This is a genomic window from Kitasatospora sp. NEAU-CNBT7, assembly GCF_057220535.1.
The window spans coordinates 195,901-215,410 of sequence record NZ_JBXQQB010000001.1 but is presented as its reverse complement, the minus strand read 5'-3'; the positions used below and the strand labels follow the sequence as shown (position 1 = coordinate 215,410).

At 74.8% G+C, this 19,510-nt stretch carries 19 protein-coding genes; 8 read left to right on the top strand and 11 right to left on the bottom strand.

From position 1 onward, the window contains the following. Positions 1 to 346 precede the first annotated feature (346 nt). From AC2TEW_RS01005 to AC2TEW_RS00990, 4 genes are all read right to left on the bottom strand, one after another. Positions 347 to 3,103, bottom strand: a complete 2,757-nt coding sequence (locus AC2TEW_RS01005; RefSeq protein WP_484621337.1) for a molybdopterin-dependent oxidoreductase — start codon at positions 3,101 to 3,103, stop codon at positions 347 to 349. Beyond that, complete coding sequence (locus AC2TEW_RS01000; RefSeq protein ID WP_484621336.1) at positions 3,100 to 4,014, bottom strand: FAD binding domain-containing protein; 915 nt, start codon at positions 4,012 to 4,014, stop codon at positions 3,100 to 3,102. The genes AC2TEW_RS01005 and AC2TEW_RS01000 overlap by 4 nt, the downstream gene beginning before the upstream one ends. 225 nt (positions 4,015 to 4,239) lie before the next feature. After that, complete coding sequence (locus AC2TEW_RS00995; RefSeq protein ID WP_484621335.1) at positions 4,240 to 4,929, bottom strand: hypothetical protein; 690 nt, start codon at positions 4,927 to 4,929, stop codon at positions 4,240 to 4,242. Positions 4,930 to 5,101: 172 nt separating this feature from the next. After that, positions 5,102 to 5,551, bottom strand: a complete 450-nt coding sequence (locus AC2TEW_RS00990) for a nuclear transport factor 2 family protein (protein WP_484621334.1) — start codon at positions 5,549 to 5,551, stop codon at positions 5,102 to 5,104. 232 nt (positions 5,552 to 5,783) lie between these two features. Between AC2TEW_RS00990 and AC2TEW_RS00985 the strand changes: the two genes are divergently transcribed. The 5 genes from AC2TEW_RS00985 (at position 5,784) to AC2TEW_RS00965 (ending at position 8,213) form a co-directional block, all read left to right on the top strand. Then, positions 5,784 to 6,263: a cupin domain-containing protein gene (locus AC2TEW_RS00985; protein WP_484621333.1), complete on the top strand. Its 480-nt coding sequence runs from the start codon at positions 5,784 to 5,786 to the stop codon at positions 6,261 to 6,263. 119 nt (positions 6,264 to 6,382) lie between these two features. Continuing rightward, the gene (locus AC2TEW_RS00980; protein ID WP_484621332.1) at positions 6,383 to 6,823 is read left to right on the top strand and encodes a MerR family transcriptional regulator; all 441 of its coding nucleotides are present in this window, start codon (positions 6,383 to 6,385) and stop codon (positions 6,821 to 6,823) included. A gap of 25 nt (positions 6,824 to 6,848) precedes the next feature. After that, positions 6,849 to 7,187: a thioredoxin gene (gene trxA, locus AC2TEW_RS00975; protein ID WP_484621331.1), complete on the top strand. Its 339-nt coding sequence runs from the start codon at positions 6,849 to 6,851 to the stop codon at positions 7,185 to 7,187. 75 nt (positions 7,188 to 7,262) lie between these two features. After that, complete coding sequence (locus AC2TEW_RS00970; protein WP_484621330.1) at positions 7,263 to 7,685, top strand: MarR family winged helix-turn-helix transcriptional regulator; 423 nt, start codon at positions 7,263 to 7,265, stop codon at positions 7,683 to 7,685. A gap of 111 nt (positions 7,686 to 7,796) precedes the next feature. Further along, a complete protein-coding gene (locus tag AC2TEW_RS00965; protein ID WP_484621625.1) occupies positions 7,797 to 8,213 on the top strand; it encodes a PPOX class F420-dependent oxidoreductase in 417 nt (138 codons plus the stop codon). A 51-nt stretch (positions 8,214 to 8,264) separates the two neighbouring features. Here AC2TEW_RS00965 and AC2TEW_RS00960 read toward each other — a convergent pair whose 3' ends face one another. Continuing rightward, positions 8,265 to 9,023: an aquaporin gene (locus AC2TEW_RS00960; RefSeq protein ID WP_484621624.1), complete on the bottom strand. Its 759-nt coding sequence runs from the start codon at positions 9,021 to 9,023 to the stop codon at positions 8,265 to 8,267. Positions 9,024 to 9,259: 236 nt separating this feature from the next. Here AC2TEW_RS00960 and AC2TEW_RS00955 point away from each other — a divergent pair, with 236 nt between their 5' ends. Beyond that, on the top strand, positions 9,260 to 10,036 hold the full coding sequence (locus AC2TEW_RS00955; RefSeq protein WP_484621329.1) for a MerR family transcriptional regulator: 777 nt from the start codon (positions 9,260 to 9,262) through the stop codon (positions 10,034 to 10,036). Positions 10,037 to 10,118: 82 nt separating this feature from the next. Here AC2TEW_RS00955 and AC2TEW_RS00950 read toward each other — a convergent pair whose 3' ends face one another. Further along, a complete protein-coding gene (locus tag AC2TEW_RS00950; protein ID WP_484621328.1) occupies positions 10,119 to 11,156 on the bottom strand; it encodes a helix-turn-helix domain-containing protein in 1,038 nt (345 codons plus the stop codon). Positions 11,157 to 11,290: 134 nt separating this feature from the next. Here AC2TEW_RS00950 and AC2TEW_RS00945 point away from each other — a divergent pair, with 134 nt between their 5' ends. After that, positions 11,291 to 11,743 carry a rhodanese-like domain-containing protein gene (locus AC2TEW_RS00945; protein WP_484621327.1) on the top strand — a complete coding sequence of 151 codons (453 nt, stop codon included), beginning with the start codon at positions 11,291 to 11,293 and terminating at the stop codon, positions 11,741 to 11,743. Between the two features lie 199 nt (positions 11,744 to 11,942). Here AC2TEW_RS00945 and AC2TEW_RS00940 read toward each other — a convergent pair whose 3' ends face one another. After that, positions 11,943 to 13,424, bottom strand: coding sequence for an aminopeptidase P family protein (locus AC2TEW_RS00940; RefSeq protein WP_484621326.1), 1,482 nt, complete (start codon positions 13,422 to 13,424; stop codon positions 11,943 to 11,945). Positions 13,425 to 13,575: 151 nt separating this feature from the next. Continuing rightward, positions 13,576 to 15,006 (bottom strand): PP2C family protein-serine/threonine phosphatase, encoded by a 1,431-nt coding sequence (locus AC2TEW_RS00935; RefSeq protein ID WP_484621325.1) that lies wholly within the window; start codon positions 15,004 to 15,006, stop codon positions 13,576 to 13,578. Positions 15,007 to 15,518: 512 nt separating this feature from the next. On the opposite strand from AC2TEW_RS00935, the gene AC2TEW_RS00930 reads away from it, so the two are divergent. After that, complete coding sequence (locus AC2TEW_RS00930) at positions 15,519 to 16,265, top strand: bifunctional DNA primase/polymerase (protein ID WP_484621324.1); 747 nt, start codon at positions 15,519 to 15,521, stop codon at positions 16,263 to 16,265. Positions 16,266 to 16,508: 243 nt separating this feature from the next. Here AC2TEW_RS00930 and AC2TEW_RS00925 read toward each other — a convergent pair whose 3' ends face one another. The 3 genes from AC2TEW_RS00925 to AC2TEW_RS00915 all read right to left on the bottom strand — a co-directional run bounded on the left by AC2TEW_RS00925 (position 16,509) and on the right by AC2TEW_RS00915 (position 19,452). After that, entirely contained in the window at positions 16,509 to 17,495 is a 987-nt protein-coding gene (locus tag AC2TEW_RS00925; RefSeq protein WP_484621323.1) for a DUF5926 family protein, read from the bottom strand. 203 nt (positions 17,496 to 17,698) lie between these two features. Continuing rightward, a complete protein-coding gene (locus AC2TEW_RS00920; protein ID WP_484621322.1) occupies positions 17,699 to 18,178 on the bottom strand; it encodes an ATP-binding protein in 480 nt (159 codons plus the stop codon). Positions 18,179 to 18,582: 404 nt separating this feature from the next. Further along, entirely contained in the window at positions 18,583 to 19,452 is an 870-nt protein-coding gene (locus AC2TEW_RS00915) for a glycerophosphodiester phosphodiesterase (protein ID WP_484621321.1), read from the bottom strand. Positions 19,453 to 19,510: the final 58 nt, after the last annotated feature.

The following is a 19,510-nucleotide window of genomic DNA, read 5'->3' as shown; positions in this document are numbered from 1 at the left end:
CGCTCCAAAAGCGCCCTCGGTTCCCGGCGGCCCGGTCCCCGGCAGGCCGCCCCCGGGAAACCGGTCACGTCCGCCCGCTCCGCACGGCGGCCCGCGCCGCCGGCCGCGGCACCGGCGGCCGGGCAGCCGGCCGGCCCGCGCCGGGGTGGGGAACGCGGGCCGGCAGGAAAGATCGAATACCGCGGCCACGGGGGCCGGGAGATCACCGGCGAACCCTCTCGGCCGGCTGTTCCCGATGCCGGGTGATCGCCGGCCGAAAGCCGAACCTCGGGTATGCCGGGGACAATTTCGCCGGTCGGGCCGGAGGCCGGGATCGCCGCACGGGAATTCCCCGGCCGCGGACGGCTCAGGCGGCGCCGGACGCGCCCCGGGCGCGGTGGTCGGCGAGCGCCTGCCAGACCCTGTCCCGCAGGAACGGCGCCTCGGTGAAGCGGATGCCGGTCGCGTCGCGCAGCGCGTTGGCGAAGGCGGGCGGGACGGGGTTGAAGGGACTCTCGCTCATCGATTTGGCGCCCAGCGGGCCGATCGCGTCCGAGGTCTGGGTGAAGTGCACCTCGGTGCGCGGGATGTCGGCGTACGCGGGCAGCCGGTACCGGCGGAAGGCGGCCGTGGTGACCTCGCCCCGGTCGTCCAGCAGGACCTGCTCGAACAGGGTGGCGCCGAGCGCCTGGGCGACGCCGCCCTCGACCTGGCCGCGGCACTGCAGCGGGTTCATCACCCGGCCGGCGTCGGCGCCGTGGACGCTGCGCAGGATCCTGATCTCCCCGGTGTCCGGGTCCACGGCGAGCCGGAACCACTGCGAGTTGAACGCCACCGACCTCGGGGTGCCGCCCCAGTGCCCGTCCGCCGAGAGCAGCACGCCCCTGCCGTGAGCAGCCTCGAAGACCTCCTTGAGCGACACCGTCCGGCCGTCGCACTCCACGGCGTCGGCCAGCAGCCGCACCAGGCTGCGCGGGGTGCGGGCGTACTCGGCGGTGAAGGAGAGGATCTGCTCGGCGAGCGCGTTGGCGGCCTTCATCACGGCCTTGCCCGCCACCACCGTGCCCGCCGACCCGAACGCGCCGGTGTCGTGCTTGACCACATCGGTGTCGGACTGGCGGATGGCGATCCGGTCGACCGTGGTGCCGAGCGCCCCGGCGGTGATCTGCTTGTGCACGGTGGTGGTGCCGTTGCCGAACTCGGCCGTGCCGACGGCGATGTCGTAGGTGCCGTCCTCCATCAGCTTCACCGTGGCGTCGGCGAAGTGGCCGCCGGGCGGCCCGGTGGCGATCGCGGACATCGCGAACCCCTGGCCCACCAGCCAGCCCTCGGGCGCCAGTTCGGCGCTGCGGTCCTCGGCCAGGGCGTCCCGCACCACCTTCAGGCACTGGTCGAGACCGTAACTGGCGATGTGCAGGTCCTCCTCCTCACCGGCCGGGCCCTCCATGTGCTCGCCCGGGCCGATGACGTTCTTCTCGCGCAGGACCAGCGGATCCATGCCCAGCCGCCGCGCGAGCTCGTCCATCGCCGACTCCAGGGCGAAGGTGACCTGGCCGAGCCCGTAACCGCGGAACGCCCCGGCGGGCACGCCGTTGGTGTAGACGGAGTACGCGTTGACCTTCTTGTGGGGCGCCCGGTACACGCCCATCGACTCGCCGACGCTGTGGAACATCACCGCGGGCCCGTGGTTGCCGTACGCCCCGGTGTTGGCGACCACCCGGAACTGCAGCGCCGTCAGGATGCCGTCCCCGGTGGCCCCGACCTTCACCGTGATCTTGAACGGGTGCCGGGTGGTCGCGCCGTAGAACTGCTCGGGACGGGTGAACTCCAGCTTCACCGGCCGGTGCAGCTTCAGCGCCGCCAGCACCGCGATGTCCTCGGTGAGCATCTCCTGCTTGCCGCCGAAACCCCCGCCGACCCGGCCCGCGACCACCCGGACCTTCTCCGGCGGCAGGTCGTACAGGTCGCACAGCGCCCGCCGGGTCAGGAACGGCACCTGGGTGCTGGAACGCACCACGATCCGCTCCTCGCCGCTCTCCTCGTTCTCCTCGAAGTAGACGACGCAGCCGTGCGTCTCCAGGCTGGCGTGCTGCACCCGCTGCGTTTGGAAGGTCTCCTCGTAGACCACGTCGGCCTCCGCGAAACCCTGCTCGACGCTGCCCAGCTCCCCGTGCACCTCGCCGCAGACGTTGTTCTCGGCGCGGAAGATCCGGGACTCCGGCCCCTTCGGGTGGATCACCGGCGCACCCGGCAGCATGGCCAGCTCCGGGTCGACGACGTACGGGAGCTCCTCGTACTCGACGACGACCCGCCGGCACCCCTCCTCGGCGGCGCCCTCGCTGTCCGCGACCACGGCCGCCACCCGCTGGCCGACGAAGCGCACCACGTCGTCCAGCACCCGGGTGTCGTCCGGGTCCTCGGTGGGGTGCTCGTGCCGGGCCGAGGAGTACAGCTTGTCGGGGGCGTCGTGGTGGGTGAACACGGCGTGCACCCCGGGCACCCGCAGCGCGGCGGAGGTGTCGATGGACCGGATCCGGGCGTGCGGGTGCGGCGAACGCAGCAGCTTCATGTGCAGCAGCCCCTCGACCTCGAGGTCGAAGGTGTACCGGGCGGTCCCGGTGACCACCAGCGGCCCGGCCGGCGCCCCCAGGCTGCGGCCCACCGCCTGGCCCGCGCACGGCTCCTCGGCGTGCTTGACCCCGCGGATCGAGTCCTCGATCGCGCGGTAGCCGGTGCAGCGGCACAGGTTGCCCTTCAACGACCGCGGCAGGTCGGTGAGCTGCTCGGCGTCCAGCGCGGAGGTGGTCATCAGGAAGCCCGCCGTGCAGAACCCGCACTGGAAACCCTGCGCGTCCAGGAACCGCTGCTGCATCGGGTGCAGTTCGCCGTCCTTGGCCAGCCCCTCGACGGTGGTCACCGAACGGCCCTCGGCCCGGACGGCCGGGTACAGGCAGCTGTGCACCGGCTCGCCGTCGACCTGCACCGTGCAGGCGCCGCAGTCGCCGGCGTCGCAGCCCTTCTTCACCCCGAACCAGCCGCGTTCGCGCAGGTAGGTGCGCAGGCACTGGCCGGGGCGGGGCTCGGCGTCGAAGTCCTGGTCGTTGACGCGGATCGCGTAGCTCATCGTCCGGCCTCCTCGGTCGGTGCGGCGTCGGCGGGGGCCCAGTGGGTGGGGGCGCGGTCGGCGGTGGTGAGGGCAGGGTCGGCGGAGTCGGCGTCGGCGGGGGCGGCCAGTTCGCGGCGGATCTCCTCCGCGTAGCGGAGCGTCATGTGGCGCCGCCATGCGGGCAGCCCGTGGATGTCGTCGAACCACTCGTCCGGCGCCACCGCCTGGTCGACCGCCTCCCGGACGGCCGCCGCGTTCGGCGACGGCGGGAACCAGACCCGCACCGGCCGCACGGTCGAGGCGCTGACAGTGATGGTCAGCGAGCCGTCGACGGGATCCAGGGTGCCGATCACCAGCGAACCCGAGCGGCCCAGGCCGTACAACGACGCCTGCCGGAAAGCGGTCCGGCCGGCCAGCATCCGGGCCGGCAGGGTGACCGAGCGCAGCAGCTCCCCCCGCTGCAGGACGTTGCGGCCCGCGCCGACGACGAAGTCGGCGACCCGGACGGTGCGCATCGACCCGGCCTGGTCGCGCAGCAGACAGGTGCCGTCCAGGGCGGCGGCCAGCGAGATCATCGGCCCGGCGGGCAGCGAGTTGCACAGGTTGCCGCCGAAGGTGGCCATGTTCCAGATCTTCCACGAGGCCAGGAACGCCCGGCAGCACTGCTCGAACAGCGGCGCCGCCGCCCAGCGGGCGGGCTTCGGGAAGCGGGAGAGCTGGGCGATCGTGCAGGTGGCGGCGATCTCCAGGGAGTCGTCGGCGGCGATCCGCAGCGGCTCCCAGCCGGTCCGGCTCAGGTCGATCAGCCGGCGGATGTGGGGCTGCGGCTCGGAGAACAGGTACGTGCCGCCGCCGAGCCAGGCGTCGCCCGGCTGCCACACGTAGTGACGGCGGGCGTCACGTACCTCCTGCACCGTGTTCAGATCCACGTCGTCCCACCGTTCTCGACAGCTCGATACGGCGATTGAAGCAACGCGTCACCTGCACGGACGAGTGGTGCCGCACACCGCCGCACCCGGCCGCGGCTGGAGGATCGACCAGCCGGAACCGGGCCGCCGGGACTGCCGACCTCGCAGGTGAGAGGCCCGGGAACGGGCCGGACGCACGGCGGCGGGGTGCGGCGGCGCGGCCGGACCGGTGCCGCCGGTGACGGATCAGGCGGCTGCGCCCAGCGCCCGCGCCAGCAGGCGGCCGCGGTGGGTGCCGATGCCCCGGGCGTCGGCGCAGGGCGCGCCGGGAACGGCGGGCCCGGGGGCGGTGAGCCGACGGGCCAGGGCCGGGCGGAGCCCGCCGGGAGTGCCGACGGCCGCGAGTGCGGCGGCGACCGTCACGGCGGCGTCGGACGGCAGCGCGGCGGCCCGCAGCGCGGGCAGCAGGAGCAGCAGCCGCGGGTGCCGGGCCGTGACCCCGCCCTGCCCGCCCGGGTGGCGGGCGGCGTGCAGCAGCTCCGGCCAGCTCAGACCGGGGCCGGCCGGCTCCGCGCCGGTACGCGCCAGCAGCCGCGGCCCGGCCCAGCCCGGATGGACCAGGAGCAGGTCGAGCCCGGCACGGCCGGGGACGGCCAGCACGGTGTGGTCGTGCTCCAGCGGCAGCCGGGCGACCGGCCGCCCCACCGCGGCGGCGAGGGCCGCCCCGGCCTCGGCGGCCTGCGCCGGGGTGACCCCGAAGACCTCCGGCCCGGTGTCGGCCCCGCCACCGCCGCGGGCGTCCGCGGGCGGGGTGCCGCCGCTCACCGTGGCCGGCCGCAGTGCGTACCGGGGCAGGTAGGAGGCCCAGAATCCGGGCAGCGCCTGCGGCCCCTCGTCCGGCTCGGGCAGCCCGTCGACCTCTCCAGGGATCAGCACGGGGCCATCCTGGCATCCGGCGCCGACATCCGGGAGAGGGCCTCGGGCCCGTCCGGTGATTCGCCGCGGACCGCCCGGACCGCCCCGGCCGCCCGTCACGAGCGCCGGGAGTGGCCTCGGGGCGGCGCCCGGGCCGGTCAGGCATACGGCTCGCCGTCGGTGTCCGGGCCGGTCAGGCGTAGGGCTCGCCGTTGGCGCGCGGGCCGTGGAGGGTGCGCTGGGCCTCGGTGATGGCGAGGTCGTTGATCGAGGCCTCCCGGCGGCTCATCAGGCCGTCCGCCGTGAACTCCCACAGCTCGTTGCCGTGGCTGCGCCACCAGCGGCCGTCGGCGTCCCGCCACTCGTAGCGGAACCGGACGGCGATCCGGTTGTCGGTGAAGGACCACAGGTCCTTGCGGAGGGCGTAGTCGAGCTCGGTCTCCCACTTGTGGGTGAGGAAGGCCTCGATCTCGGCCCGGCCGGTGATGAACCGGTCGCGGTTGCGCCAGACGGAATCGGGTGTGTAGGCGAGTGCGACCCGGTGCGGGTCGCGGGTGTTCCAGGCGTCCTCGGCGGCCTGGACCTTGGCGCGGGCGGTCTGCGCCGTGAACGGCGGCAGCGGGGGACGGGCGGGTTCGGACACGGTCGCTCCTGACCTCGGCGGACTGCGATCACCTAACTCTTGAATCATCTCGTAGTGGTTAGGTGTGGGCAAGCGGCTTGCCTCCCAGGCAGGTCCGGTCCGGTGCCGGGTCGGCTATCGTGTCCGGCCGAAGCGGCGTCGAGCCGAACCGGCTTCTCCGGAAGGGCAGTTGAGGACGGCCATGGGAGTCGGCAGAATCGCGGCGACACGCAGGGGACATCGGCCCCGCCCGGTGGAGCTGCCCGCCGCCGCGCCGAGGACCACCCCCGCCCCCGGCACCGCCCCCGCCGCTCCCACCGGACCGGCGGTCCCCGCCCCCGGGGTCACCGCCCGGCTGCTCGCCCAGGGCACCACCGACGGCGCCGTCGCGGTCCGCAGCCGCGGCCGTACCGACGTGGTGATGCGCGAGATCACCATCCGTCCCGGCGGCTCGACCGGCTGGCACTACCACCACGGCCAGCTCATCGCGGTGGTGCAGTCCGGCACGCTGACCCGCACCCTGGCCGACGGCACGGTGCAGACCACCACCGCCGGCCAGTCCTTCGTCGAACCCGCGGGACCGGGCCAGGTGCACAACGCCCGCAACCTCGGCACCGAGCCGGTCGTGCTGTACGTGACGTACGTGCTGCCCGCCGGCAGCCCGCTCGCAGTGGAAGCTGCAGACCCCGCGGACCCCGCGGACCCCGCGGACGGCCCGGGCCGCCGCACCTGAGCCCCGCGCCCTGATCCCTGCGGGCCCCGCCGCCCGCACCCCCGGCCCGGGATCCCCGGCCCAGGACCCCGGACCGGTTGCTGGCGTTGACGTCCGGGTCAAGGTCTACCGTCGGGGGCATGCGGATCGGCGAGCTGGCGGCGCGGGCAGGTACGACCACGCGCACTCTGCGGTACTACGAGTCGCGCGGACTGCTGCCCGCGCGGCGGTCGGTCAACGGCTACCGGGCCTACGACGAGGAGGACCTGCGGCTGCTGCGGCAGATCCGCACCCTCCAGGACTTCGGCTTCGAGCTGGAGGAGACCCGGCCCTTCGTGGAGTGCCTGCGGGCCGGGCACCCCGCGGGCGACGCCTGCCCGGCCTCGCTGGAGGTCTACCGCAGCAAGCTGGCCGAGCTGGACGACTGCCTCGCCCGCCTGCAAGCCGTCCGCGACCAGGTCGCCGCCCAACTGGCCCGGGCCGAACAGGAACGGGCCGAACTGGAACGCGAGGCCGTCCGCCCGGGCGGCCCCGAACCGCAGTGCGAGCTGTCCGCACCGCGTGGGCCGCACCGGAACTGAGCACCACGACCGAGAGGAGCAGGAGATGCGCACAGACCTGGGAACGGACCTGCGGACCGTCACCGACCGCGACTTCGAGCAGGAGGTCGTGGCGGCCGACCGGCCGGTGCTGGTGGAGTTCACCGCCGACTGGTGCCCGCCCTGCCGGATGCTCGCCCCGGTGCTGGCCGAGGTCGCCAGGGAGGAGTCCGGCCGCTTCGCGGTGGTCCAGCTCGACGTCGACACCAACCCGCAGACCCAGGCCGCGTACGCGGTGATGTCGATGCCGACACTGATGCTGTTCAAGGCCGGCGAACCGGTCCGGACCCTGGTCGGCGCCCGCTCCAAGGCCCGGTTGCTGCGCGACCTCGCCGACCTGGTCTGAGCCGGCGTTTTCCCCGGAGCCCCGGCGGGCGCCTACCGTGGTGGGCACCATCCGGATCCGAAGGAGTCACCCCTCATGCCCGACCGCGACGCCGCGCTGGAGACCATCCAGCGGGAGCTCACCGCGTTCGCCCGCCGGGCCCGCCACAAGGCCGCCCAGCTGCACCCCGATCTCTCGCTGGTCACCTACAGCATGCTCGACCTGGTGAACGAGCGGGGCACCTGCCGGGGCGCCGACCTGGCCTCGCACTTCATGCTCGACAAGTCCACCGTCAGCCGCCAGGTCGGCGCCCTGGAACGGCTCGGCCTGCTGGCCCGGGAGTCGGACCCGGACGACCAGCGCGGCCAGCTGCTGCGGCTCACCGAGGCCGGCACCGAGCTGCTCGCCGAGGCGTACCAGCAGCGCCGCCGGTCCTTCACCAAGCGCTTCGAGTCCTGGTCGGACGAGGACATGGCGATGTTCGCCGGCTACCTGGTCCGCTACGGCGAGGCCGACTGAGCCGACGGCCGCGCCCGCGCGCCCGCCCGCGCCCGCCCCGGAGCATTGCCCCACCCGGAGCGTTGCCCCACCCGGGGCGGCCGGCTCGGCCAGGATGGGCACATGACCCGAATGACCGAGCCCGAGTGGCGCGAGTTCCTCGCCCACGGCACCCGCACCGGAAAACTCGCCACCACCCGCGCCGACGGCAGCCCGCACCTCGCTCCGGTCTGGTTCCTGCTGGACGGCGACGAACTGGTCTTCAACACCGGCGCCACCACCGTCAAGGGCCGCAACCTGACCCGCGACGGCCGGGCGATGATCTGCGTCGACGACGACCGGCCGCCGTTCGCGTACGTGCTGGTGCGCGGCACCGCCACGGTCAGCGAGGACCTGGCCGAGGTCCGGGCCTGGGCCGGCCGGATCGCCGCCCGCTACATGGGCGAGCACCTGGCCGAGCAGTACGCCGCCCGCAACGGCGTCCCGGGCGAACTGCTGGTCCGGCTGCGGATCGACCACGTGATCGCCGAGAGCGGCGTCGCGGACTGACCCCGCCCGCCGGCCCGCCCGGCCCGCGCTGACGGCCCGCCGGGACCGCCGTCAGCGCGGGACGGCCAGCTCCCGGGCACGGTCCGGCGCCCGCTGCCCGTCCGGCTCCCCGCCCCGCCTGTCGTCGCGGTCCCGTCCCCGCCCGAACACCAGCGCCACCAGCGCCAGCCCGGCCACCGCACCCACCGACTGCGCCGCCACGAAGCCCGGGACCGAACCCGGCGCGATCCCCGTGAACCCGTCGCTCAGCGCCCGCCCGAAGGTCAGCGCCGGATTGGCGAAGCTCCCCGAGGACGTCCCCCAGCAGGCCGCCCCGATCCAGGCCGCCACCGCCACCGGGAGCAGCCGAGCCCGCCCGCTGCGCACCAGCCCCGACACCAGCAGGATCAGCACCCCGGTCGCCACCGACTCCGCCAGCCACAGGTGCCCGGCCGACCGCCGCTGCCCCGACAGCTCCAGGAACGGCCGCTCGAACATCACGTTCGCCAGCCCGGTCCCCGCCACCGCGCCCACCAGCTGCGCCAGCACGTACCCGCCCAGCTCACGGGCGGTCGGCCCGGTACCGCTGCGCCGCCCGGTCCACCAGGCGGCGGCCGACACCAGCGGGTTGAAGTGCGCGCCGGACACCGGCGCGAACAGGGCGATCAGCAGGGCCAGGGCCAGCACCGAGGCCGACACGTTGGCGAGCAGTTGCACCCCGCCGTCCCGGCTCAGGCCGACGGCCCGGAAACCGGAGCCGACCAGGACGGTGGCCAGCACCGCGGTGCCGACGGCCTCGGCGGCCAGGCGCCGGGACAGCGGAGTCGTCATCATGGCGTTCATCGTGGTCAGCGGCGGTGTGCGGGGACAATTGGCCGGTGCGCCGAAGAGCGGGGCACTCTCCGCGCGTTCCGCTAGGAGACTCGTACGGCGTGCGCCCCCGGCGCCCGGTGCCCGCACCCGTGCTGCCGCTGCCGCTGCCGCTGGCGCTGTCGCGGTCGCTGCCGCTTGACCCTCACGCGACGTGAGGACCCAGGCTGGAGCCACACGAGGAGGGAGGAACCCCGATGCCCCCGACGGACAGCTACACCGTGGGACGGCTCGCCGAGATTGCCAAGGTGACGGTGCGGACCCTGCACCACTACGACGAGATCGGCCTGCTGTCCCCCGGCGGCCGCACCCCGGCCGGGTACCGGCGCTACGGCGAGGCGGACCTGGACCGGCTGCAGCAGATCCTGTTCTACCGCGAGCTCGGGTTCCCCCTGGAGCAGATCGCCGCCATCCTGGACGACCACTCGGTCGGTCCGGCCGAGCACCTGCGCCGGCAGCACCGGCTGATCGGTGAGCGGATCGGACACCTCCAGGAACTGGCCGCGGCGGTCGAACGAGCGATGGAGGCGAGGACGATGGGAATCCGACTGACCCCGGAGGAGAAGTTCGAGGTGTTCGGCCCGGACTACGACGAGAGCTGGGAGGCCGAGGCCGAGCAGCAGTACGGCGGCTCCGAGGCCTGGGCGCAGTCCCAGCGGCGCACGGCCGGGTACGGCAAGGCCGACTGGGAGGCCGTCAAGGCGGAGACGGACGAGTTGATGGCGCGCCAGGCGGCGGCCTTCCGGGCGGGAGTGCCGGCGGGCTCGGTCCAGGCCATGGACCTGGCCGAGGAGCACCGCCGGCAGATCACGGCACGGTTCTACGACTGCAGTTACGAGATCCACCGCGGGCTCGCCGCGATGTATCTCGCCGATCCGCGCTTCACCGCCACCTACGAGAAGGTGGCGGTGGGGCTCGCGCGGTGGACGCACGACGCCATCATCGCCAACGCCGACCGCCACACCGGCGACTGACCGACCCGGCCGACCGGTCCGGCCGACCGGTCCGGCTGACCGGCGCGTCCGACCCGCGCGGCCGGCCGGATGCCGACCGGCGTCAGGCGACCCCGCGTCCGAAGGTGCGCCGGTAGGCGGTGGGGGAGGTGTGCATGGTGCGGCCGAAGTGGTGTCGGAAGGTCGCCGCGCTCTCGAAGCCGACCGCACCGGCGATCTCCTCGACCGTGCCGTCCGGCGCCTCCAGCAGCGGCAGGCTGGCCGCGATGCGCTGGGTGACCACCCAGCGCATCGGGCTGGTGCCGTTGCGGGCGGTGAAGTGGCGCAGGTAGGACCGGTCCGACATCCGGGCGGCCCGGGCCAGCAGCGGTACCGTGAGCGGCGCCGCGAGGTGGTCCAGGGCCCACCGCATGGAGCGGGCGATGCCGTCGTCCTGCTCCTCGACCGGCTTGACCGCCGCCTCGATGAACTGCGCCTGCCCGCCGTCCCGGTGCGGCGGGACGACGAACCGGCGGGCCACCGTGTTGGCGACCCGCGCACCGTGGTCGCGCCGCACCAGGTGCAGGCACAGGTCGATGCCGGCGGCGCTGCCCGCGCTGGTCAGGATGGTGCCGTTGTCCACGTACAGCACGTCGGGGTCGACCCGGACGGCCGGGTAGCGCTGCTGGAGCATTTCCGCGTACCGCCAGTGGGTGGTCGCGGACAGGCCGTCCAGCAGCCCGGCGGCGGCCAGCGCGAACGCGCCGGAGCAGATCGAGACGATCCGGGCGCCCCGCTCGTGGGCCGTGCGCAGCGCGGTGACCAGGCCCGGGGAGGGCTCGCCGCCGAACGGGTTGGCGACGCCCGGCACGATGACGGTGTCGGCGGCGGCCAGTTCGTCCAGCCCGTGCGGCGCGGTCAGGGTGAAGCCGCCGACCGCGTCCAGCGCCGTGCCGGGCCGGTCGGCGCAGACTCTGACGTCGTACCAGGGCGCCGCCAGCAGGCCGGTCACCTCCGGCCTGGCCAGGGCGAACACCTCGACCACCACGCCCAGTTCGAACGGTGCCATGCCGCCGAAGGCGTACACGGCGACGGTGTGCACCGGTTCCGGGCGCCGTCCGATGGAGACGGCCACCGGGCCGCCGGTCCGCTGCTCGGCCACTGTGCTCCCCAGGGGGTGAAGGCTGGCGGGATCTTGGCGAGTGTAGTCGTCCACGCCACTGTCGGCGTCCGGTGCCCGCACCGGAGGATCGACCTGTCGGAACGCACCCGCAACAGACCGCCAGGAGTCCGCAGATGAACGCCACTGTCTCCCCCGTGACCGAGATCCCCGCCCTCGCCCCCGAGCGCGCCTTCGCCCACTTCGCCGAGCGGCTCGGCTGCCAGGCCGACCCGGCCGACGTCTGGTACGCGATGCGCGACGGCCGCCAGGACTTCACCGTGGTCGACGTCCGCGCCGAGGGGGCGCACCGCAAGACCCACCTGCCGGGTGCGGTCAGCCTGCCACTGGACACGATCACCCCGGAGCGGGTCGCCGCACTGCCGTCCGGCCTGCTGGTCGTCTACTGCTGGGGGCCCGCCTGCAACGGCTCCACCAAGGGCGCGATGCGGCTCGCGGCGCTCGGCCGCGAGGTGAAGGAGATGATCGGCGGCCTGGAGTACTGGATCCGCGAGGGCTGGCCGACCGAGGGCCGCCGCCCGGTCGACCCGGCGACCGCCACGCCGGCCGACCTCGGCCTGGTCTGCTGAGGGTCCGGGAGCAGGAACGGGAGCAGGAACGGGAGCAGGCGTGGGAGCAGGAACCGGAGCCGGCGGACCGGGACCCGCCGCTCCCGCACGCGACAGCCCCCGGCCGACCGGCCGGGGGCTGCTGTGCTGGTGCGATCAGCGAACGAGCGCATCAGCGAAGGGGCGCATCAGCGAACGAGCGCATCGGGGGATCGGCGGATCAGCCCTTCAGCGCGGCCATCCAGGCCTCGACCTCGTCGGCGCGGCGCGGCAGCCCGGCCGAGAGGTTCTCGTTGCCGTCGGCGGTGACCAGGATGTCGTCCTCGATCCGGACGCCGATGCCGCGGTACTCCTCGGGCACGGTCAGGTCGTCCAGCTGGAAGTACAGGCCGGGCTCCACGGTCAGCACCATGCCGGGTACCAGCTCGGCGTCGACGTAGGACTCGCGGCGGGCGTGCGCGCAGTCGTGCACGTCCAGACCGAGCATGTGCCCGGTGCCGTGCAGGGTCCAGCGGCGCTGCAGGCCCAGCTCCAGCACCTTCTCCACGTCGTACACCGAGGCGTCGAGCAGACCCCAGGCCAGCAGGCGCTCGGCGAGCACCCGCTGCGCGGCGTCGTGGAAGTCACGGAACCGGCCGCCGGGGCGGACCGCCGCGATACCGGCCTCCTGGGCGTCGTAGACCGCGTCGTAGATCTTGCGCTGGAGGTCGTCGAAGCGGCCGTTGATCGGCAGCGTGCGGGTGACGTCCGCGGTGTAGAGGTGCTCGGTCTCCACGCCGGCGTCCAGCAGCAGCAGCTCGCCGGGACGCACGTCGCCGTCGTTGCGGACCCAGTGCAGGGTGGTGGCGTGCGGGCCGGCGGCGGCGATCGAGCCGTAGCCGACGTCGTTGCCCTCGACCCGGGCCCGGCGCCAGAAGGTGCCCTCGATCCAGCGCTCCGAGGTGGCCACGGCCTGGTCCAGCTCGCGGACCACGTCGGTGAAGCCCTTGACCGTGGCGGTGCAGGCGGCGCGCAGTTCGGCGACCTCCCACTCGTCCTTGACCAGCCGCAGGCCGCTCAGGAAGACCTTGAACTCCTCGTCCCGGTCGGCGTCCAGCAGCTCGCCGAGGGCGCTCTCCAGCTCGGCGTCGTAGCCGCGCACGATCCTGGTCGGGCGGGCGTCGGCGGCCAGCTCCTCGGCGGCCTTGCGGACGTCCCGGCAGGGCAGGCCGTACAGCAGCTCCGCCTCGGCCAGGCTGTGCCGGCGGCCGACCCACAGCTCGCCGTAGCCGTCCAGCCAGAACTCGCCGTTCTCGCGGTTCGACCGCGGCCGCAGGTACAGCCGGAACTCGTGGCCGTCGCCGGCCGGGTCGCCGACCAGCACCGCGTCCTCGGTCCGGTCGCCGGTGAGGTGGACGTACTCGCTGGCCGCCCGGAACGCGTACTCGGTGTCGTTGGCCCGCACCCGCAGGTGGCCGGCCGGGACGACCAGGCGCTCCCCGGGGAACGCGGCCGACAGCGCGGCGCGGCGCGCGGCCGCGTACCGGGCCTGGGCGACCGGCTCCAGGCCGCGCAGCTCGGTGTCGGCCCAGCCGGTCTTCATCGAGGCGGCGAGTTCGTCGGAGACCTCCGAGTAGAGCCCGTTCTTGCGGCCCTTGATCTCCTCCTCGGCGGTCTGGCCCTCCGGGTTGTCGGCCACCGCCGGGGTACGGTCCTCGGTCACGTACGTCGCCTCCTTGCGCGCGTGGTGCCGCCCCGGGCACCCCGGATCGCGGGGTGGTGGGCGGCCTTGGCTCCCATGGTACGGATGCCGGACCGATCACCCGTTCGGGAGGCGCAGGACGGCCGGAAGCCGCCCCCGGAGCCGGCCGCGGTCACTCGAAGCGGACCGCCAGCAGCACCAGGTCGTCGGTGGCGTCCTCGTCCGGGCCGTCGCCGACCAGGACCGACAGCAGGTGGGCGCAGAGCAGGTCCGGGTCGTGCCGCACGTCCCTGGGCGCGTCCGCGGCGGCCCGCCGCAGCGCGGCCTGCCCCGCGTGCAGGGTCGGACCGCAGCGCCTGGCCAGCCCCTCGGTGCACAGCACCAGCACGTCCCCGCGTTCGGCGGTGAACTCCACCCCGGGCGCCTCCCAGCAGCTGAGCATGCCGAGCGGCGCGGACAGCGAGGTCTCCACGAAGTCCGCGCCGTACCGGGTGACCAGCACCGGGGGGCAGTGCCCGGCGCCGGCCAGGCTGACCCGGCGCTCGACGGGGTCGACGCAGGCGTACACGGCGGTGGCGGAGCGGGCCGGCTCGGTGGTCTTCAGCAGCAGCTCCAGGTCGCCGAGGACGGACACCGGGTCCTCGCCCTCCAGCACGGCGTACGCGCGCAGCGCCGCCCGGACCCGGCCCATCGCGGCGGCCGCGCCCGCCGCCGCCCCGGCGCCCGGGCCGTCCACCGACACACTGCCGACGGTGAGCCCGAGCGAGCCGTCCGGCAGCGCGATGGCGTCGTACCAGTCGCTCCCGCAGGACTGCTCCAGGGTGGCCGGGCGGCAGCGGACCGCGAGCCGCACCCCGGGCACGGCCGGCAGGTGGTCGGGCAGCAGGCTGCGGCGCAGCGCCCGGGTGGAGCGCAGGGCGCGGTCGGCCTCCAGCTGGCGGGCCAGCAGCGGCGCGGCGAACTCGCAGTAGCGTTCGACCAGGTGGCGGCGCCGCTCATCTGGGCAGGCGGGCTCGTCGTAGAACCAGACCGCCGCCGCGAGCGGGCCGTCCTGCTCGGTGGCCAGGGTCAGCGCGTAGCAGGCGCCGAGGCCGAGCGCGGCGGCGACCTCGCGGAACCTGGTGCCCACGCCCGGGTCCTCGGCCAGGTCGCAGATCAGCAGCCGGCCGGTGTCGGAGGGGCGGCTGAGCAGTCCGGCGAACGGGCCGTGCTCGGCGGGGACGGTCTCCAGCGCACCGATCCCGGCCCGGTCCAGGCCCAGCCCGACCGGGCGGCCGGCCCCCCGGCCGACGGTGGTGACCAGCCCGCGCGGCGCCCCGAGCAGGGCCGCGCCGGAGGCGAGCACGGCGTCCAGGGCGGCGGTCAGCCCGCGGGCCCGCGCCAGCAGTTCGGTGTGCTCGTGCAGGCTGGTGAAATCGGACAGCCATCCGGCCAAACGGTCCTGCAGGCCGGCCGCGCCCTCGTCGGCGAAGACGGGCAGCAGCCGGTCCGCCGCCGTCCCGGGTCCGGTCGGCCCGGGGAACCCGGCGCCGGTGCCCGCCAGGGGCGAGCCGCTCGCGGTGGACTCGGTCGGCACCAGGTGGAGCGGCCGGGCATCGGTCATGTCGGAACTCCCCGCAAAGTGGTACGTGTCACGCAGGACCCCCGGCAACGCCCAGAACGACAGCTATCTCACTACTCGGCAACAATCCACCACTTGTACACAGGCCGATCGGGGCATGTCCAGAACTCCCACCGGGCCCGCACCGCCGCCTCCCGGCCGCCGTCCGCCCGCCGCGTCCCGGCGCCGGGGGCGGGCCGGCGGCGCCCGCCCGGGCCGGCGGCCGGTCCGACGGTCCGTCAGGCGGCCCGTCGGGCGGCGGTCCGGATCGTATGCTCCGCACCCCCGGGGACCGGCCGGGCCGGGTTCGGCTCACTCGTACGGTGGAACCGCTCGGCGCGGGGAGGCGTCCATCCGGACGTATGAGGGATTCTCGTTCCAGCGGGCCGGTCGCACCGGCCCCGCCCCTCACCGACCCAACCCCGGGTCACCTCGGCCGGGCCGTGCGGCAACCGCCGGCCGTCGCGCCGATCGACGGTCCCGAGCACCGTGGTCGCGGAAAGGAACGAGTGCCCATGCGTCGGACACGTCGACTGGAGCAGCTGCGGCGGGCGGGGTCGTGGCGGCCCACGGCCCGGCTGGAGCCCGGCTTCTGGCGGGACACCTTCTGGCGGGACACCTTCTGGCGGGGCACCGCGTTCCGGTGGCCGGGCGGCCGCCGCCGGGTGCTGGCGGCCGCGCTCGCCGCCGCCGAACTCGGCTGGCCGGTGGTCCCGGGCGCCAGGCCGGTGCGCGGCGCGTCCGGCCCGTGCTCCTGCGGGGACGTCTGCTGCCCGGTACCCGGCGCCCACCCGCACGAGCCGGCCCTGCTCGCGGCCACCACCGATCCGCGGATGGTGCGCTGGTGGTGGGAGCGGCGCGCGCCCGGAGCACCGGTCCTGGTCGCCACCGGGCGGACGGTCTGCGCGGTGAGCGTGCCCGCGTCGGCCGGCCCCCGGCTGCTCGCCTGGTTCGACCGGATCGGGGTCCCGCTCGGGCCGGTGCTCGCCACCCCGTCCCGCTACCTGCTGCTGGTCGCCCCGTACACCCTCGACGAGTTGGGCGGGCTGCTGGCGGAACGCGCCTGGGTGCCGGGCTCGTTGCGCTACCACGGGCCGGGCGGCTACCTGCTGCTGCCGCCGTCCCGCACCGGCGCCGGGCCGGTGCACTGGGTGCGTCCGCCGCGGGCCGGCGCCACCCGGCTCCCGCAAGTCGCGGCGATGCTCGGCGGATTGATCGCGGTCGCCACCGCTGCGCCGGACGGCAGTCGGCTGCCGTTCTGAACAGGACCGTTCCTGCAGTGCGATGACGTACTGTCCGGAAAAACGAAAGGCCCGGCCGCTGGCGACGGGGGATGCACCAGCGACCGGACTGTTTAAAACAGTAACAAAGATCCGCGTGCGCGCCAATTTGTCCACGCGGACCGGGTCTTGGAAACTTCCGCGACCTGGTCCGATGTGCCTGAATTGTGACAGCCGTCACCGGCGGCGGCGATCTCCGGGCCGCCGGTGCGCGCGCTCCCGGGGTCAGTTCAGGGTGATCTGACGGTTCACCAGGTTGGCCCGGGAGCGGCGCTCCTCGGCGGTCAGCGGGGCGGTCTCGCGCAGCGCGGCCTCGAGCTTCCCGGCGAAGTCCGCGGCGGGCTTCTCGCAGTCGGCCGCGGTCATCTCCAGCGGCAGGTCCCAGACCGGCACGGTCAGCCCGTGCGCGCGGAACGAGCCGACCAGGCGGGTGTCCTCGCCCAGCGAGGACTCGCCCGCGGTGGTCAGCCGGGCCAGCGCGTCCAGCAGCTGCTCCTCCGGCACGGTCATCACCCAGCGCAGGTGGTTCTTGTCCGGGGTGCCGCACCAGTAGGCGGAGGCCACCGAGGTGAGCTTCTCGGTCGGGATCGCGGAGGCGTTGGCCCGCTCCAGCGAGGCCGCCACCTCACCCTCGGCCGCCTCGGAGTCCTCCAGCCAGAACTCGAAACCGCTGTGCACGACCGGCACGAACGGCGCCTCGGTGTCCAGCAGTTCCTGCAGCCGGCGGCCGCCCGGCACGGTCCGGCGGGACGGCACCGGGCTGCCCGGCGCGGTGGTCAGCGCCAGCTCCAGCGCGTCCGCGAGGTCCCGGCTCAGGTCGCCGGAGGAGGACTGGGTCTGCAGGCCCAGCAGGATCGAGCCGTCCGGACGGCGCAGGGCCGGCCAGGCCAGCGGCAGCACGGTCGCCAGCGTCACCGACGGCACCTCGCCCTCGGCCTGCTCGGCCACCCCGGCGGCCAGCGTCAGCGGCACCGTCGCCGCGGGCACCAGCTCGCGCAGCGCCACCCAGTCGGCCTCGCCCGGCAGCCCCTCGAACGGGCGGTGCACCAGCTCCTGCACGGCGTGCGCGGCCTCCCGGCCGTGGCAGGCCTTGTAGCGGCGGCCCGAACCGCACGGGCACATCTCCCGGGCGCCGACGACCGGCACCTCGCCCGCGGTCACGGTGGTGGACTGGCTGCGCTGCGGCGACTTCTTGGCGGCCTTCTTGGCCATGGTGCGGCTCTCCCGGTGACGGCGACTCTTGCTCCGGGCAGCCTACTGAGAATTCCGGCGCGTCCCCGCGTACCGCGGGCGGGTGACCCGTCCGGGTGGCCCGGGCCGGTGCGCCGCCGGGTCCGGGACCCGCGCGCCGCCGGGCCCCGCCGCACGGCGGTCCGCCGGTCCGCCGGTCCGGCCCCGGACCCGCCGGACCGGCGCTACGCGCTGCGGGCCTGCGGTCCGGTGCCGCCCGGCAGGACCGCCGCACCCGGTGCGGGCCGGCGGCCGTCGGCCGGCAGCTCCGCCCAGACCGTCACCCGGCCGGGCGTGTGCCGGACGCCCCAGTCGCTGGCCAGCTCGCCGACGATGTTCAGCCCGCGCCCGCCCCGGGCGGTCACCGAGGGCCGGGCCGGCAGCGGGCGGGTGACCGCGCCGCCGTCGGTGACCTCCAGGGTCAGCAGGCCGTCCGCATGGGTCCGCCAGCGGACCAGCACCGCGCCGGACTCCGGGTCGGCGTCGCCCTCACCCGTCGGCTCCTGGCCGCCCGCACCGCGCCTGACGGCGGATCCGACCGCGACCAGCCGGTCCACGAGTGCCTCCGCGTCCTCGTCGAGGCCGGGGGGGAGCACCAGCGGCCGGGCGTACCGGCAGGAATTGCTGAGCAGTTCGGAGAGGATCAGGACGGCGTCGTCAATCACCGATTCCGGTATCTCCAGATCGCCCAGATCCCGTCGCAACCGCCGCCGCGCCACGCCCACGCTCGCCGGACCGTGCGGCACCGCCAGGGTCGATGAAGCCGGACCGGCCTTCTCAGGCACAGAACGCGCCACCATCAACGCCACCCCCGGACCTCCTTCAGGCTTCTGCCGAGGGATGGATGCCCCCTGGGAATGCGTCGGAAACGAGCGTTCACCGATCCCTGACGGCCATTTCCGGCATCGCAACGCACGGTGCCCAAAAGATGATTAGATGCTCACGGTCTGTTGTGAAACAGGGTGGAAATACCCCGGTCCCGCACTTTGCGCCCCCTTCCGCGCCCCTTCACCCCCGCGCGCCCTAATACCGCAGGAACCGTCGGGACCGTCGGGGACCGGAGCGGCCGTCAGCGGCCCAACTGCTCCAGCACCTGGCGCGGACGGTTGGTGATCAGCGCCTCCACCCCGAGCCGCAGGCACAGTTCGACGTCGGCCGGCTCGTCCACCGTCCACACGTGCACCCGGTGCCCGGCCCGCCGCAGCGCCGGCACCAGACCGGGATTGCGCCGCACCAGGTCGATCCCCGGACCGGCGATCCGCGCCCCGCCCGGCAGCACCCCGGTCCGGCCCAGCAGCGGCAGCCGCCGCTCCAGCAGGTACACCGTCGGCACCGCGGGCGCGGCCCGGCGGACCCGGTGCAGCGCCAGCTCCGAGAAGCTCATGATCCGCACGCTCGGCCCGGCCGGGGCGCCCGCTTCCGCCCCCTCGGCCCCTTCGGCCTGATCGCCGCCGGCCACCGCGGTGGGCAGCAGCCCGAACCGGTCCAGCGTCCGCAGCAGCTCGGCCTCCACCCGTCCCGCGTACCGGGTCGGGTGCTTGGTCTCGATCGCCAGCTCGATCGGCCGGCCGGCGTCGACCGCCAGCTCCAGCAGCTGCGCCAGGGTCAGCACCGAGCTCGGCGTCGGCGACCCCGGTGACTTCCACGAGCCGAAGTCCAGCTCGTTCAGCTGAGCCAGCGTCATCGCCGACACCACGCCCCGGCCGTCCGAGGTCCGCCGCACCGTCCGGTCGTGCACGCAGACCAGCTCGCCGTCGGCGGTCAGCCGGACGTCGCACTCCAGGCCGTCCGCGCCCTCCTCGATCGCCAGCCGGTAGGCCTCGATGGTGTGCTCGGGCAGTGCGGCCGAGGAGCCGCGATGGGCGATGACCCTGACCGCGCTGCGGTCGGAGGAGCCGGAGGAGGCGGCGGCGGAGGAGCCGAGGTGCTGGGTGTCCACGACGGTCACCCTACGCGGGCCCAAAAGTCCGGAAGCCGCCGCCACGGGGAACGTGCGG